The sequence below is a fragment of the Streptomyces lincolnensis genome (assembly GCF_001685355.1).
GTDB classification, from domain to species: Bacteria; Actinomycetota; Actinomycetes; order Streptomycetales; family Streptomycetaceae; genus Streptomyces; species Streptomyces lincolnensis.
Map to the genome: position 1 here is coordinate 7,754,855 of NZ_CP016438.1, position 14,345 is coordinate 7,769,199.

General features: G+C 72.8%; 13 protein-coding genes. 8 read left to right on the forward strand and 5 right to left on the reverse strand.

The window, feature by feature from the left end; translation table 11 throughout:
• Positions 1 to 64: 64 nt before the first annotated feature.
• Complete coding sequence (locus SLINC_RS34320; RefSeq protein WP_067441586.1) at positions 65 to 457, reverse strand: hypothetical protein; 393 nt, start codon at positions 455 to 457, stop codon at positions 65 to 67.
• A gap of 241 nt (positions 458 to 698) precedes the next feature.
• Positions 699 to 1,823 carry a cell division protein ZapE gene (zapE, locus tag SLINC_RS34325; protein ID WP_067441589.1) on the reverse strand — a complete coding sequence of 375 codons (1,125 nt, stop codon included), beginning with the start codon at positions 1,821 to 1,823 and terminating at the stop codon, positions 699 to 701.
• Positions 1,824 to 1,860: 37 nt separating this feature from the next.
• On the opposite strand from zapE, the gene SLINC_RS34330 reads away from it, so the two are divergent.
• The 4 genes from SLINC_RS34330 (at position 1,861) to msrB (ending at position 5,267) form a co-directional block, all read left to right on the forward strand.
• Positions 1,861 to 2,730, forward strand: a complete 870-nt coding sequence (locus SLINC_RS34330) for a pyrimidine reductase family protein (RefSeq protein ID WP_067441592.1) — start codon at positions 1,861 to 1,863, stop codon at positions 2,728 to 2,730.
• Positions 2,731 to 2,906: 176 nt separating this feature from the next.
• Positions 2,907 to 3,380: an indole-3-glycerol phosphate synthase gene (locus SLINC_RS34335; protein WP_182449234.1), complete on the forward strand. Its 474-nt coding sequence runs from the start codon at positions 2,907 to 2,909 to the stop codon at positions 3,378 to 3,380.
• A gap of 71 nt (positions 3,381 to 3,451) precedes the next feature.
• Positions 3,452 to 4,846: a UDP-N-acetylmuramate--L-alanine ligase gene (gene murC, locus SLINC_RS34340; RefSeq protein ID WP_067441598.1), complete on the forward strand. Its 1,395-nt coding sequence runs from the start codon at positions 3,452 to 3,454 to the stop codon at positions 4,844 to 4,846.
• Positions 4,847 to 4,859: 13 nt separating this feature from the next.
• The gene (gene msrB, locus SLINC_RS34345; protein ID WP_067446005.1) at positions 4,860 to 5,267 is read left to right on the forward strand and encodes a peptide-methionine (R)-S-oxide reductase MsrB; all 408 of its coding nucleotides are present in this window, start codon (positions 4,860 to 4,862) and stop codon (positions 5,265 to 5,267) included.
• Positions 5,268 to 5,298: 31 nt separating this feature from the next.
• Here the strand turns inward: msrB and SLINC_RS34350 are convergent, their stop codons facing one another.
• Positions 5,299 to 6,528: an MFS transporter gene (locus SLINC_RS34350; protein ID WP_182449235.1), complete on the reverse strand. Its 1,230-nt coding sequence runs from the start codon at positions 6,526 to 6,528 to the stop codon at positions 5,299 to 5,301.
• Positions 6,529 to 6,646: 118 nt separating this feature from the next.
• Between SLINC_RS34350 and SLINC_RS34355 the strand changes: the two genes are divergently transcribed.
• The gene (locus SLINC_RS34355) at positions 6,647 to 7,006 is read left to right on the forward strand and encodes an ArsR/SmtB family transcription factor (RefSeq protein ID WP_067441604.1); all 360 of its coding nucleotides are present in this window, start codon (positions 6,647 to 6,649) and stop codon (positions 7,004 to 7,006) included.
• A gap of 39 nt (positions 7,007 to 7,045) precedes the next feature.
• Here SLINC_RS34355 and SLINC_RS34360 read toward each other — a convergent pair whose 3' ends face one another.
• The gene (locus tag SLINC_RS34360) at positions 7,046 to 9,922 is read right to left on the reverse strand and encodes a type 1 periplasmic-binding domain-containing protein (protein ID WP_067441607.1); all 2,877 of its coding nucleotides are present in this window, start codon (positions 9,920 to 9,922) and stop codon (positions 7,046 to 7,048) included.
• Between the two features lie 203 nt (positions 9,923 to 10,125).
• Here SLINC_RS34360 and SLINC_RS34365 point away from each other — a divergent pair, with 203 nt between their 5' ends.
• Together SLINC_RS34365 and SLINC_RS34370 are read left to right on the forward strand one after the other, a co-directional pair.
• On the forward strand, positions 10,126 to 10,338 hold the full coding sequence (locus SLINC_RS34365) for a hypothetical protein (protein WP_067441610.1): 213 nt from the start codon (positions 10,126 to 10,128) through the stop codon (positions 10,336 to 10,338).
• Between the two features lie 52 nt (positions 10,339 to 10,390).
• Entirely contained in the window at positions 10,391 to 11,866 is a 1,476-nt protein-coding gene (locus SLINC_RS34370; protein WP_067441613.1) for a glycoside hydrolase family 3 N-terminal domain-containing protein, read from the forward strand.
• Between the two features lie 73 nt (positions 11,867 to 11,939).
• Here SLINC_RS34370 and SLINC_RS34375 read toward each other — a convergent pair whose 3' ends face one another.
• A complete protein-coding gene (locus tag SLINC_RS34375; RefSeq protein ID WP_375141507.1) occupies positions 11,940 to 13,223 on the reverse strand; it encodes a glycoside hydrolase 5 family protein in 1,284 nt (427 codons plus the stop codon).
• Between the two features lie 15 nt (positions 13,224 to 13,238).
• Here SLINC_RS34375 and SLINC_RS34380 point away from each other — a divergent pair, with 15 nt between their 5' ends.
• On the forward strand, positions 13,239 to 14,342 hold the full coding sequence (locus SLINC_RS34380) for an N-acetylglucosamine kinase (RefSeq protein ID WP_225988290.1): 1,104 nt from the start codon (positions 13,239 to 13,241) through the stop codon (positions 14,340 to 14,342).
• Positions 14,343 to 14,345 lie beyond the last annotated feature (3 nt).

Sequence of the window (14,345 nt, forward strand, 5' to 3'; positions counted from 1 at the left end):
CCTCCTGGCGCGCCGAACGGCGCGTCGGACTTACATGACAGTGGTGGGGGGAACTGCGCTGCTGTCAGCAGCGGAAGACCTGCAGAGCGGCAGGAGTGTGCGCGGCCGAGGATCTCGACAGCGCGAACGAACCGCGCGTGAGGCGTTCGGGGGCGTCTGTCTCGTCCCGGTGGAGCACGGGGCCCTCGGGGCCCTGGGGGGCGAAGTCGACGGCGCGATGCCTGTCGCACGGGCGCAGGGGACCGGTCGGGTCCCCGGAGGCCTCGCAGTGGCGGGAGGTGGCCGTCTCGTCGCGCAGGGCCTTCCCGGAGAGCTTGGTTCCGGGCTGACCTTTGGCCTCGACTTGACCGACCGTATGCGCGGTTGCGAAGGACTCGGTAGGAGCGAAGAACGGGAGGGCGAGCAGGGCGGCGGCGAGGAGCGCCAGCACGGTTCGTGCCGTCGTACCTCGGAACATGCGCCCCCCTCTCAGTAGTTCACACCTTTTGTACAGACCAACGTCTGGTCAACGACTGGTCAAGAAACACCTTAGCTCGGCAAAGTTGTTTGCTGGGTTAACTTAACGTTTCGAGCTGAAGAGAGGCTGAAGCGCGCGGGTTGCTTGGCGCGAACCGGCTCTTGATCAAGGTTCGTTGACCGGGTATGGCGGAGCCGGGTGAAGGAATTCCGGGTGTATGGGCGGGCGTACGAGCGAGCCGTCAGGCGGACGCGACGAGGCCCTTGGCGTCCCGGGCGAGGGCGGTCAGACGCGAGATGGCCCGGAAGTACTTCTTGCGGTAGCCGCCGTTCAGCATCTCCTCGCTGAACAGCCGGTCGAAGGGCTGCCCCGAGGCCAGAACAGGGATCTCACGGTCGTAGAGCCGGTCCGCGAGGACGACCAGCCTGAGCGCCGTCGACTGGTCGGGCACCGCCTGGACATCGGTGAGGCAGACGGCCCGCAGCTCGTCGGTCAGGGCGCCGTAACGGCTGGGGTGGACGCGGGCGAGGTGGTCGAGGAGCCGCGGAAACGCGTCGAGTGAGGCGCCGGGGGTGGCGTGCGCGGCCTTGGTGACCTGTTCGTCGGTGAACGGCGCCGGAGCCTCGGGCAGCCCGCGGTGGCGGTAGTCCTCACCGTCGATGCGCAGCGGGCGGAAACGCGCCGACAGGCCCTGGATCTCCCGCAGGAAGTCGGCCGCCGCGAAGCGGCCCTCGCCGAGCTTGCCGGGAAGGGTGTTGGAGGTGGCGGCGAGCGCGACACCGGCGTCGACCAGCTTGCCGAGCAGCGTCGACACGAGGACGGTGTCACCCGGGTCGTCGAGCTCGAACTCGTCTATGCACAGCAGGCGGTGACCGGAGAGGGTCTGCACGGTCTTCTGGAAGCCCAGGGCGCCGACCAGGTTGGTCAGCTCGACGAAGGTGCCGAACGCCTTCAGCTCGGGCTCGGCCGGGGTGGCGTGCCACAGGGAGGCCAGCAGGTGGGTCTTGCCGACGCCGTAGCCGCCGTCGAGGTAGACCCCGCGCGGGCCGGCCGGGGCCTTGGCGTCCTTGGCCCTCCCGAAGCCGAGGAAGCCGCGCCGGGGCTTCTTGGCGCCGGACGCGTGCGCGCCGCCCAGTCCGGCGGCGAAGGACTCCAGGACCCGCACGGCCTCGGTCTGGCTCGGCTGGTTCGGGTCCGGGATGTACGTGCCGAAGCGCACCGAGTCGAACCGCGGCGGCGGCACCATCTCGGCGACCAGCCGGTCCGCGGGCACGTGCGGCTCACGGTCGCACAGGGACAGCGGGGCGGTGTCGGCCGGAGAGTCGGCCAGAGAGCCGAATCCGGGCGCGGCGGGAGTGGTAGGCACAATTACCCATGCTAAGGGTCGTGCCACACTGCACGACATGCGACGCCTGTTCCCTGTGACCGACGAGACAGCCGCCCGCGCCGCCGGAACCCCCGGAGCCTCCGGAGCCTCCGGAGAAGAGGAGCGTGGTGCCGCCCGGGGTCACGGATCCCCCGGTGACCGTGAATGGAGCCTCGCCGAGCTGGCCGCCGCGTACGCCTACCCGGAGCTGGGACCCGGCGGCTCCGCCGGAGCCGGCGGGCCCGAGGTGTGGCTGCGGGCCAACATGGTGTCCACCCTCGACGGCGCGGCCCAGCACGACGGCCGTTCGCAGCCCATCTCCACCGCGACCGACATGCGGATCTTCGGCACCCTGAGGGCCCTGGCGGATGTGGTCGTCGCCGGTGCGGAAACGGTACGCCAGGAGGGTTACCGCCCGGCACGCGCGCGTGCGGAGTTCGCGGCGATGCGGGAGGCGGCCGGGCAGGGGCCCGTCCCGGCGATCGCGGTGGTCAGCGCGAGCCTGGACCTGGACTTCTCGCTCCCGCTGTTCACCTCGCCCCTGGTGCCCACCCTGATCCTCACCGGCGCCGCCGCGGCCCCCGACCGGATCGCCGCGGCCGAGAAGTCCGGCGCCCGGGTGGTCATCGCCGGGGACGGCGTCGGCGTGGAGCCCGCCCGGGCCGTACAAGCCCTCGCGGAGCTCGGTCACACCCGGCTGCTGACGGAGGGCGGGCCGCGGCTGCTCGGTCAACTGGTGGCCGCCGGGGTACTGGACGAGCTGTGCCTGACCGTCGCCCCGATGCTCACCGCGGGGGACGCGCAGCGGATCGCCGGGGGGCCGTCGGTGGCGGTTCCGCAGCGGTTCGGGCTGGTGTCGTTGCTGGAGGAGGAGGGCTTTCTGTTCAGCCGGTACGCGCGGACGTGAACGCGGATGCGACCCCCGCCGGGGGGTCGAGCGTTACCGCTGGTCACGACATCGGTGGAATCTACCGTTCCGTTTGCCGTCGGGCGGGCACACTGAATCCGGCAGTACCCGTGCGATCACGGGGCAGGATGGTTTCCGCAGGGCCTGGCACGGCCCACGGAGGAGAGAGGCGCCCGGTGTTCACAAGCGTTTTGATGATCGAGAAGGCCCTTACGTCCGCCGACGTGGAGTTCGTCACCACCTTGCACGGGGACGAGGGGGTCGCGTTCCACGTGCTGCTCCAGCCGCGCGGCGACCAGGCGGACCGCCTGCTGCGGGCCATCGACGACGTCGCGCTCGGCGAGCTGGACGAGGCGGTGCGGGAGGGCGAGACACCGGAGGGGGACGAGGCGAAGGGGGTGGGGGAGCAGGCGTTGGACGTGTCCCTGCGGGCACTGCGTGCGGCCGGGAGCGAGGCGGACGGACGGTTGATCGAGGATCATCCGCTGGACGCGCTGAAGTCGCTGGTCGAGGAGATCGGCGCGGACGAGGTGATCGTGCTGACCGATCCCCACTACGTGGAGGAGTTCTTCCACCGTGACTGGGCTTCCCGGGCCCGGCACAAGGTGGGGGTACCGGTGCTGAAGCTCTTCTCGCACAGCAAGGCCTGACGAACCGGGCGCGCAGGGCGTCTGCAATAGGCTGGGGGCGAGTATCCGCCGTACCACCCCAGGAGACCCGTATGGCCCCCGGCCTTCCCACCGCCATGGACCGACCGCACTTCATCGGGATCGGTGGGGCCGGTATGTCGGGGATCGCGAAGATCCTCGCGCAGCGGGGGGCGAAGGTCGCGGGCAGCGACGCCAAGGAGTCCGCGACGGCCGAGGCGCTGCGTGCCCTCGGGGCGACCGTGCACATCGGGCACGCGGCGGAGCACCTGGCGGACGACGCCACGTGCGTGGTCGTCTCGTCGGCGATCCGCGCCGACAACCCCGAGCTGGCGCGGGCGGCCGAGCTGGGCGTCCCGGTGGTCCACCGGTCGGACGCGCTCGCCCGGCTGATGGACGGCCTGCGGCCCATCGCGGTCGCCGGCACGCACGGCAAGACGACCACGACGTCGATGCTGGCGGTGTCGCTGAGCGAGCTGGGGCTGACGCCGTCGTACGCCATCGGCGGGGACCTCGACGCGCCCGGCTCCAACGCCCTGCACGGCGCGGGCGAGATCTTCGTCGCCGAGGCGGACGAGTCGGACCGGAGCTTCCACAAGTACGCCCCCGAGGTCGCGATCGTCCTCAACGTGGAGCTGGACCACCACGCCAACTACGCCTCCATGGACGAGATCTACGAGTCCTTCGAGACGTTCGCGGGCCGGATCGTGCCCGGGGGCACGCTGGTGATCACCGCGGACCACGAGGGCGCGCGCGAGCTGACCCGGCGGCTGGCCGGGTCGGTGCGGACCGTGACGTACGGGGAGTCGGCGGACGCGGACGTGAAGATCCTGTCCGTCACCGCGCAGGGGCTGAAGAGCGAGGTCGTGGTCCTGCTGGACGGCGTCGAGCTCACCTTCACCGTCTCCGTGCCCGGCCGCCACTACGCGCACAACGCCGTGGCCGCGCTGGCCGCGGGCGTGGCGCTGGGCATCCCGGCCGCGGAGCTCGCCCCGGCGCTGGCCGCGTACACGGGCGTCAAGCGGCGCCTCCAGCTCAAGGGCGAGGCGGCCGGCGTCCAGGTCATCGACTCCTACGCCCACCACCCGACCGAGATGACCGCGGACCTGGAGGCGATGCGGGCGGCGGCCGACGGCGGCGGCCGGATCCTGGTCGTCTTCCAGCCGCACCTGTTCTCCCGGACGCAGGAGCTCGGCAAGGAGATGGGGCAGTCCCTGACCCTGGCGGACGCCTCGGTGGTCCTCGACATCTACCCGGCCCGCGAGGACCCGATCCCCGGCGTGACCAGCGAGCTGATCATCGAGGCAGCGCGGGCCGCGGGCGCGGACGTGACGCCGGTCCACGACAAGGACGAGGTGCCCGAGACAGTCGCGGGAATGGCGAAGCCCGGTGATCTCGTTCTCACCATGGGCGCGGGTGACGTGACGGACCTCGGCCCGAAGATCCTGCACCGTCTCGCACAGAAGTAAGGGGTTGGCCAACATGTCGTACGACGTCGACAAGCCGGACGAGCAGTGGCGCGCGGAGCTGACCCCGGCCGAGTACGCCGTCCTGCGGCAGGCCGGCACGGAGCCCGCCTTCGTCGGTGAGTACACCGACACCAAGACCACGGGCGTCTACTCCTGCCGCGCCTGCGGCGCCGAACTGTTCACCTCCACCACGAAGTTCGAGTCCCACTGCGGCTGGCCGTCCTTCTACGACCCGAAGGACACCGACGCCGTCGAGCTGATCGAGGACCGCTCCCACGGCATGGTCCGCACCGAGGTGCGCTGCGCCCGCTGCGGGTCGCACCTCGGCCATGTCTTCGAGGGTGAGGGGTATCTGACGCCGACGGACCAGCGGTACTGCATCAACAGCATCTCGCTGCGGCTGACGCCGGACGAGGGCTGACGCCGGTGCCCGCCCGGCGCGCGTCGAGCGGTCAGGCGGGTTCCGTGACCCGGCGGCGGGAGGCGACGACCACGATGCCGCCGATGATCGCCAGGCTCAGCAGGACGGTGCCGAAGACGGTCGTGCCGTTGGTCAGTCCGACGGCGTCGCTGAGGTAGCCGGCCGAGACCGGCAGCAGCCCGGCCGGTACGTAACCGCCCACGTTGAGTGCCGCGTTGGCCTCGGCGAGCCGCTGCGGTGGGACGGCGGAGTTGAGCAGGGAGAGCCCGCCGAGCTGCCCCATGCCCTGTCCGGCGCCGGCCAGCAGCGCGGAGGTGATGAGCACCGCGACGGAGGAGGTGTGCACGGCGACGACCAGCGTGACCATGCTGAGGGTGGTGCTGATCGCGCCGGTGATCAGGATGGTGCGCCTGCGCAGCCCCTGGACGACGAACTGCACACCGGTGGCGGCCAGGAACATCACGAACGCCATGGCCCCGGCGACGATCCGGCTGGTCGTGCCGAGCAGACCCGACAGTAGGGACGGACCGAGCGAGAGCACGAAGGACGTCGCGGTGATGCCGGGGGCGAACACGGCGATGCCGAGGGTGAGTTGCCGGCCGTGGCCCCGCGGTACGCCGGGCACGCGGATCCACGCGCCCTTGGCCGGGGCGGTGGCCGGGCGCTTGATCGGCATGCGCAGCACGGCGAGGACGGCCGTGGCGAGCAGCGCCATCTCGACCAGGAAGACGGTGACGGTGGGGGCGGGCAGCGTCTCGGACAGGACGCCGGCGAGGAGCGGTCCGAGCCCGGCCCCGAAGACCATCGCGCAGGAGGCGAGCAGGGCGGCCAGCCGCTTGCGCTCCTGTCCGGCCACGTCCGTCACGGCCGCCATGCCCGCTGAGACGACGGCACCGACGGCGATGCCGGTGAACAGCCGGGCCACGATGAGCGCGGCCACGCCGGTGGCGGTCGCGAAGATGACACAGGCCGCCAGGGCGAGCCCCAGGGCGGGCAGCAGCACGGGCCTGCGGCCGAGCCGGTCGGACACGACGCCGCAGACCAGCAGGGACCCGAGCAGTCCGACGATGTAGAACGCGAAGACGACGGTCAGGGTGCCCTTGGAGAACCCGATGTCGCGCTGCCACAGCACGTACAGCGGGGTCGCCGCGTTGGACAGGACGAAGACGGCGGTCACCGGCCACGCGGCCAGCCACACCCACCAGGTGGGAGCGGGTGTGGAACCGGCCTCCTGGCGCTCGCCCGCCGTCCTCACGGGCATCGTTCGACTCTCCGGCATGTCGGATCCCTTCGACTCAGTACGAGTTTTCTCGAACCTAGCATCCAGTACGATTGAACTCGTACAGCGGGTTCAGTCGGGAGGTCAGGAGGAGTTGCCCATGCCGGTGATCAAGGTGCTGCCGGAGCCCGTCGACCTGCCCGGACCGCTTCCGGAGCCGGCCGTGGACGACCTGCGCCTGGAGACGGTCCTGGGCGCCCTGAGCGACCCCCTGCGCCTGCGCATCGTGCGCAAACTCCTTCTGGAGTCCGAGCACTTCGACCACACCTGCGGCTGGTTCGGTCTGGACCGCCCCAAGTCCTCCCTGACCCACCACTTCAAGGCCCTGCGCGAGGCGGGCGTCACCAGGCAGCGCCAGTACGGCCTGGAACGCCGCAGCCACGTCCGCGTCGAGGACCTCAACGCCCGTTTCCCCGGGCTCTTGGACCTCGTCGCGGCCTGGGAGCCGGACGAGGGCTGAGGCCCGGCACCATGCACCGCCCGGCCGGTTGTTCGCGGCTCAGTTCCGCCGGTTGATCGAGCATTCCGCCTGGGTGAGGGGACGCGTGTCGCCCGCCTTGCGGCCGCAGACGACGTCGCTGTCGGCGGTGCCCTGCTCGGTGCGGCGGACCGCCTTGATGACGATGCTGTGGCCGGTGCGGTCGTCGTAGAGCGGGGCGTGGGTGAAGTCGATGGTGCCGGTGGCCATGGCCTCAAGGCGCACCATGCGCAGATTCACCCAGGTCGCGGCGCGGCTCTGCGCCTTCTCCGGGTAGGTGGCCGCGTCGTACAGGGCCTGGGTGGCGTCGTGCGCGAGGGCGGTCTGGCCGCTGGCCAGAGCGGGGCTGTCGGGGCGCAGGGACTGGTCGGCCAGGCCCGGCAGGTGCTTGCGGGCGTCCACGTAGAAGCTCGTCTGCCGGAAGGCCTTCTCCAGCTCGGCCAGGGCCGCGTGGTACAGCGTGACATTGGGGCCGGGCGCCACGGAGTTCCTGGTGCTGCTGAAGTCGACCTTGGAGAGGTCGTCGCCGGTCAGGACGGCGAGGGGCTTCTTCGAACAGCCCGTCTCGGCGGAGAGCTGGGTCATCAGAGGGCCGACGTCCTCGGCCCGGCCGGCGAAGTAGATCACGGACGGGACGCGGTCGCCGCGGCAGATCTCCTGGACGTGGCGGCGCAGTTCGGGCTTGCCGCCCTTGAGCGCGTACCGGCGCTGCGGGAGTGGGGTGAAGTCGCGGTCGACGAGCATCTCCTGTCCGTAGCGCGCCTGTTCGTCGGTGTACAGATCGTCGGTCCTGGCCGTGTCCCGGGCCAGCACCAGCGCGTACTGGCGGGTGCTCGGGGTGCGCAACTGGGCGGCGATCAGGCCCATTTGGCGGGTCTGCCACTCGTCCGTGGCGGCCAGGCTGAACCAGTTGGCGTACTCGACGGGCAGGTAGGTGGCCGAGTTGGTGCCGGAGACGATCGGCAGGCCCGCCTTCATCAGGATCTCCGTCGTCCTCCTGCTCGACCTGAGGTCGCGGCCGGTCCCGACGACCCCCACCACGGTCGGGTCCTGGCCGGCGTACGCGGCGATCGCCTCGGCCATCTCGACCTGGTGGCCCAGGTCCACGCCGCCGTTCGCGACCAGGACGCGCAGCTTCACGGTGTACGTCTCGTTGATGACGGCCTGCGCCAGGTAGACCCCGGCCAACTCCTCGGCGCCCTTCACCAGCGAGGTCCCCTGGGCGGGGTCGGCGCTGAGCGGGCCGGCGTAGACGACGGTGACGTAGGAGTCGGCGTGCCGGGCGAGCACCTCCGCGTTCTGGCCGGCGATGCGCTGCTCCAGGTCGGCGACGGTCCACGGCGGTGCGCCGCCGGCGGACACGCGCTCGGTGTCGGGGCCGGCCTTCGCCGAGGGCAGCCAGTCGGAGAACCGCACGCCGGCCGTCGCGATGCCGATGCACTCGGTGCCGCCGTCGGGGGCGGACACGCGCCGGGTGTCCCGGTTGGCGGTCAGGACCGACGACGAGCAGTACCGGTCGTGCAGCGCCTCCGCGCGCATGATCGTTCCAGCGCTCATGACGACGACCACCAGGGCGAGCGTGTGCAGGGCCCACACCAGACGGGCCAGGGTCGGCCGGGTGGACGCCCTCAGATGGAAACGCGCGTCGCGGTCCTCGACCGGTTCCAGCTGGTCGTGCGGCAGCGGGATCTTCATCACCCAGGGCAGGACGGAGCGTTCCCGGCTGGGCGACTGCTCGGCGCGCAGGTTCTGCGTCCACTCCCGGCGCCAGCCGCGCAGCCGCTCGCCGAACGGGCGCCGCGACGGCTCCGCGGCCGGCGGCGCCGGGACCGCGCTGCGTTCGAGCCGCGGCACGTCCTGCGCGTGCACCGCGGCGACCACGATCAGCGGGTCGAGTTCGCTGCGTCGACTGCGTACGTCGCTGACGGCACGGATGAGTTGGAGGCCGCCGTTGGCCGCGTCGGCGTGCGGCAGGAACAGCATCGGCGGGCGCGGCCGCTTGAAGCCGCGCAGGTCCCAGCTGGCACGGCGGTGGTTGTCCCGCAGATCCTCCCGCAGCGCCAGCACGCACAGCTGGAGGTGGAAGTCGCCGCCCGCCCTGAGCGCCTCGGCCACGTCGGACGCCCGGGCCGCGATCGCCTTCCAGGACCGCACCGGGCGCAGCAGCGAGACCTCGGTCGGCTTGTCCTGGTCGGCGCCCCTGAGGAAGGTCGTGGTCATGAACCAGCGGCTCTCCCGGCGCAGCCACAGGAAGATCGGCGCCCGCCCCGGCAGGACGTAGTTGAGGACGGTCAGCAGGACGAGGAAACCGAGGCCGGAGGCGCCCGCCGCATACCAGGGGGCGCGGGCGAGCAGCGCGGCGAGCACGGTCAGCAGGCTCGCGGGCAGGATGTGCGCCATGTCGAACAGCGGCAGGCCCGAACGCCAGCGCGGTCTGCCCTTGGGCCGCCAGCGCTGCTCGGCCAGCTGGTTGAGCAACCGCTGGCGCTGGTCCTGCCCCGCCTCCGGGGAGCCGGGGGCGGGCGAGGGCCAGGAGGCGCCGAGGTGGGCGACCGCGTCGTCGATGGCGTGCACGAGGCGCAGCCGGGGGAAGGCGTACCGCCGGTAGAGGGCCTTCCGCCCGCCCCACTTCTTCGGGTCGCTCAGCGCGCGCACCATCGCCGCCGCCCTGCGGACCTCCGTGTCGCCCTCGTACGTGTCCTGCGCCGACGCGCAGCGGGTGCCGTGCGCCTCCTGACCCGCGTACAACTGCCGGACCAGCGCGGCCACCGGCTCGTCGTCCCCGGCGTCCTGCGCGTGCACGACGAACACGGGCATCGGCGGATCGCTCGTACGGAAGTCCTGGGCGAGCATTTCGAGCTGGTTCTGGAGATGGATCCCGGCACCGGTCTCCGGCATGCCGTCGTGCTCCCCGGGACAGTTCAGGGCTCTCCCGCGATCACCGCGCACCATGGCCAACCCCCGTTCACCTTGGACGTCTTACGAGGCTAGCGGCTGCGAGTGGGACGAGAGGGGCATGCGGGGAACTTCATGAACGTTCCGTCTGGGGCGGCCGGGGCCGCCCTCATCGGTGCCGCCGTGGGCGCGACCGCCAGCACGCGGTGCGCACGAGCCGGCTGCCCGACAGCCCCGCGGGCCGGGACGAGGCGGACGCCTCGGCCTTCCTGCTGACGGCCCGGATCGAGATCTACGGCTCCACGGACCTCCGCGCGGCCTGCGAGAAGGCCTTCGCCGAGATCCGGAAATCGGCAAGCGGCGAGGGTGCCGTAGGGCGGTGGATCCGGCGGTCTGTCTGCCTGACTGCGGGTGAATGATTCATCCACTGAAGTGTTGACTTTCGGCTCAGTGAGCCAGAGGATTGCGGAGGTGAGCCCTCTGGAAAGTCTGCCCGCCGGTACCACCCTCCCCGTCGACCTGGACGAGGCGGCGCATCGCTGTCTCGTCGCCGGGTTCGACGGCACCACGACCGTCCCCGACACGCTGAAGAGGCTGATCGACCGGGGGCTCGGCGGGGTCATCCTGTTCACGCGCAACGTGCGCGACGCGGAGCAGGTGCGCCGGCTCAGTGAGACGCTGCGGGCGCTGCGCCCCGACCTGCTGGTGGCGATCGACAACGAGGGCGGCGGGATCGGGCACCTGGTGGGGGCGGGTGCCCCGGACGTGCCCGGGTCCTACGCCCTCGGCGTCGTCGACGACCCCGCGCTCACCGCCGCCTGCGCCGACGCGCTCGCCGGGCACCTGGCCACCCTCGGCATCACCGCCTCCTACGCCCCGGTCGCCGACGTCCAGGTGCACCCGGACAACCCGATCGTGCGGACCCGGGCCTTCGGTACCGACCCCGAGCTGGTCTCCCGCCATGTGCGGGCCTGGATCGCGGCCACCGAGGCACGCGGCATCGCCTCCTGCGCCAAGCACTTCCCCGGGCACGGCGGCACCGTCACCGACAGCCACCACGACCTCGCCGTGGACCCGCGACCGTACGACGAACTCGACCTCGCGCCCTTCCGGGCCGCCATCGCCGCGGGTGTGCCGATGCTGATGAGCGCCCATGTCGTCTTCCCGGCGCTGGACGCCAACCGCCCCGCCACCCTCAGCCGCCGCATCCTGGGCGACCTGCTCCGGCGCGAGCTCGGCTTCGACGGCGTCCTGGTCAGCGACGCGCTGGAGATGAAGGCGATAGCCGACCGGTACGGCGAGGCCGCCGGGGCCCGGATCGCCCTCGCCGCGGGGGCGGACCAGGTCATCGTCGCCGTACCGGATCTGGAGGTCACCCTGTCCTGCCGGGACGCGGTGCTCGGCGCGCTGAACGCCGGGGTGCTGCACGACGAGCGCGTGGTGGAGGCGGCGGAGCGGGTGCGGAGGCTCGCCGAGCGGTACGCGGTCCCCGCGGGCACGGTCGCGCCGTGGGACGCGGACGCGGGGCTGGCGGCGGCCCGGCGGGCCGTACGGAGCCAGGATCTGCCGGAGCCCGTGCGCGGCGCCCATGTCGTCGACCTGTTCCCGCCGCCGCACCCGGCGCTCAACTGGGGAGGCGAGGACCTGCTGAGCGAGATGCGCGCCGTCGACGGCCCGGCCTCCGGTACGGCCGTCACCGGGGAGCCCGCGGACCCGGCCACGCTCGCCGAGGGCATCGTGCGGGTCTCCCGGCGTGCCCCCCTCGTCGTCGCCACCTGCGACGCCGGACTGCACCCCTGGCAGCGGGAACTGCGCGACGCCCTGCTGGCCCGGCGCCCGGACGCGGTCCGCGTCGCCACCGGCCTCCCGGAGGACGGCGCCCTGTGCTCCTACGGGCGCGGCCGGGCGAACCTGCGGGCCGTGGCGGAGGCCCTGACCGGCGCGTAGGGCCGCAGAGCGTAGACCGTGGGGCGGGCCGCGCCGAAGCCGCGCGGCCCGCCCCACGGTCTGTCCGGCCGCCCTACGGCAGCCGTACGACGTCCTTGATGCCCCGGGCCGCCAGGTACTCCCCGTCGTCCGCCCGTGCGGCCAGCACCACCGCCGGGCGGGCGCCCTCGGTGCGCATGCGCATCCACTCCTCGAAGTAGGCGCCTCCGGGGCCGGAGACGGACCGGGTGCCCGGGGTGCAGTCGAGGACCAGGGCGGTCTCGCGCGGCGCGGGGGAGGGCGGCTGGGCCCGCAGCTCCGCGACGGTGGCGGCGAGGGCCTCGGCGATCGGCTTGGCGCGGCCCGCGGAGTCGAACAGGCCGAGCGTGTACTCCAGTTCCGGATAGTCGGCCAGGGAGCGGTCCACGTCGTGGGAGCACCACCAGGTCACGCCCCACAGGTTCGCGCAGCCGGCCGCGTTCCGCACGGTCGCCCGCGCGAACTCCGGCGCGTCCGCGGCCGGGATGTGCGGCTCGGGCGCGCCGGTCTCCTGGACCCAGACGGGGCGGGCCGGGTCCACGGCGTAGGCCGTGGCGAGCTCCGTGCCGTACTCGGCGAGGTGCTGCACCTGCGGGGAGCGCGGGCCGTAGCGGCGGGCGCAGTCGCCGGAGAACACCCAGGGGTGGACGGTGGTCAGATCGCCCTTGTGGGCGGAGGCCTCCGGGGTGAAGGGGTGGTCGTCGCCGTACCAGGCGGCGTCGTAGGCGGAGTGGGTGGCGAGCCGGTCCGCGGGCAGGTGCTCGCGGGTGGCGGCCAGCAGCGTGTCGAGGTAGTGGTCCACCTCGTCCGCGGTCACCGGGTTGTGCTCGACCAGGTTGTTGAGCTCGTTGCCGAGCTGGAGGCCGATGAGGTTCGGGCGGCCGGCCAGGGCGCGGCCGAGGGTCCGCATCAGCTCGGCCTGGGCGGCGACGGCCTCCGGGTCGGTGAACACGTTGCGGTGGTGCCAGCTGCGGGTCCACTCCGGGTAGAAGTCGAAGCTCGACAGATGGCCCTGCACGCCGTCCACCAGGACGTCGAGGCCCGCTTCGGCCGCCAGGTCGACGAGCTGGGCCAGCTGGTCGACGGCTGCGGTGCGGATGAGTGTGCGGTTGGGCTGGAGGAGCGGCCAGAGGTGGAAGACCCGCACGTGGTCAAGACCGAGCCCGGCGATCTGCGCCAGGTCCTCGCGGGCGTGCGCGGGGTCGAAGTCGTGCCAGGAGTGGAACCAGCCGTGGCGGGGCGTGTAGTTGACGCCGAAGCGGAGCGTAGGGATGGGATCCTCCTCGGGCCGGGCACAGGTCCGGGCGCAGCCTGCTCTTGTCGTGGGCGAATGTATCAACCACCATAGTCTGCGATGAGTGAAGAAATGAACCAGGAATGGGTCATCGGTCTGGACGCCGGCGGCACCCGCACCCGTGCGGTCCTCGCCGCCGCCGATGACGGGCGCCCCCTCGGCGAGGGCGCCGGCGGGCCGGGCAACGCCCTGACCGTCCCGGAACCGCAGCTCGCCGACCACCTGGCCGAGGCGCTCGCCCGTGCCGTCCCGGAGGCGGCGCGCGGTCGGGTGGTGGCCGTGGCCGGCGGTTTCGCCGGTGCCACCGCGGCCTCGGCGGACGACCCCGGGACCGTCCGGGCCCGCACGGCCCTCGACGCGGCCCTGCGCCGGCTGGGCATCCGGGCGGGACGGGTCGTCGTCTTCAGCGACATCGAGGCGGCCTTCGCCGCCGCGCCCGGCACCCCGGCCGACGGACTCGCCCTGGTGGCGGGCACCGGCGCGGTCGCGATGCGCATCACCGGCCGTCGCTCCACGACCACCGTGGACGGCGACGGCTGGCTGCTCGGCGACGACGGCAGCGGCTTCTGGATGGGCCGCGCCGCCGTGCGGTCGGCCCTGCGGATGGCGGACGGACGGGGCCCCACGACGACCCTGGCCGCGTCGGTCGGACGGGCACTGGGCCTGCCGGACCACGTACTGCCGGAGCGTGTACTGCCGTACGACGTGCCGCCGGGCGGTACCGGCGCCGACGTGACGCCGGGCCGCGGCGACGGTGAAGCGGCGGCCGAGCCGGCCCGCCCGCACCCCGACCCACCCGGCTCCTGGTCCCGCCCGCACCGTGAGGCCTACCGCATGCACCTGCTCCCGGCCGTGATGGCCGACCCCCCGATCCGGCTCGCCCGGTTCGCCCCGCTGGTGGCCGAGGCGGCGCGGCACAAGGACGCGGTCGCCCGGACGATCCTGGCCCGGGCCGCCGACCGACTGGCCGAGACCGTCCGCGCGTTGGAGCCCCGGCCCGGCGAGCCGCTCGTCGCGACCGGCGGTCTGCTCGGCCCCGAGGGCCCCTTGACGGCGCTCCTGACCGACCGTCTCGCGCCCCTCGGCCTGACGCTCGACTGGGTCGCCGACGGTTCCCGGGGCGCCGTCGCCCTGGCCCGGCTCGCCCACGGCGGTGGCCGGTGACCG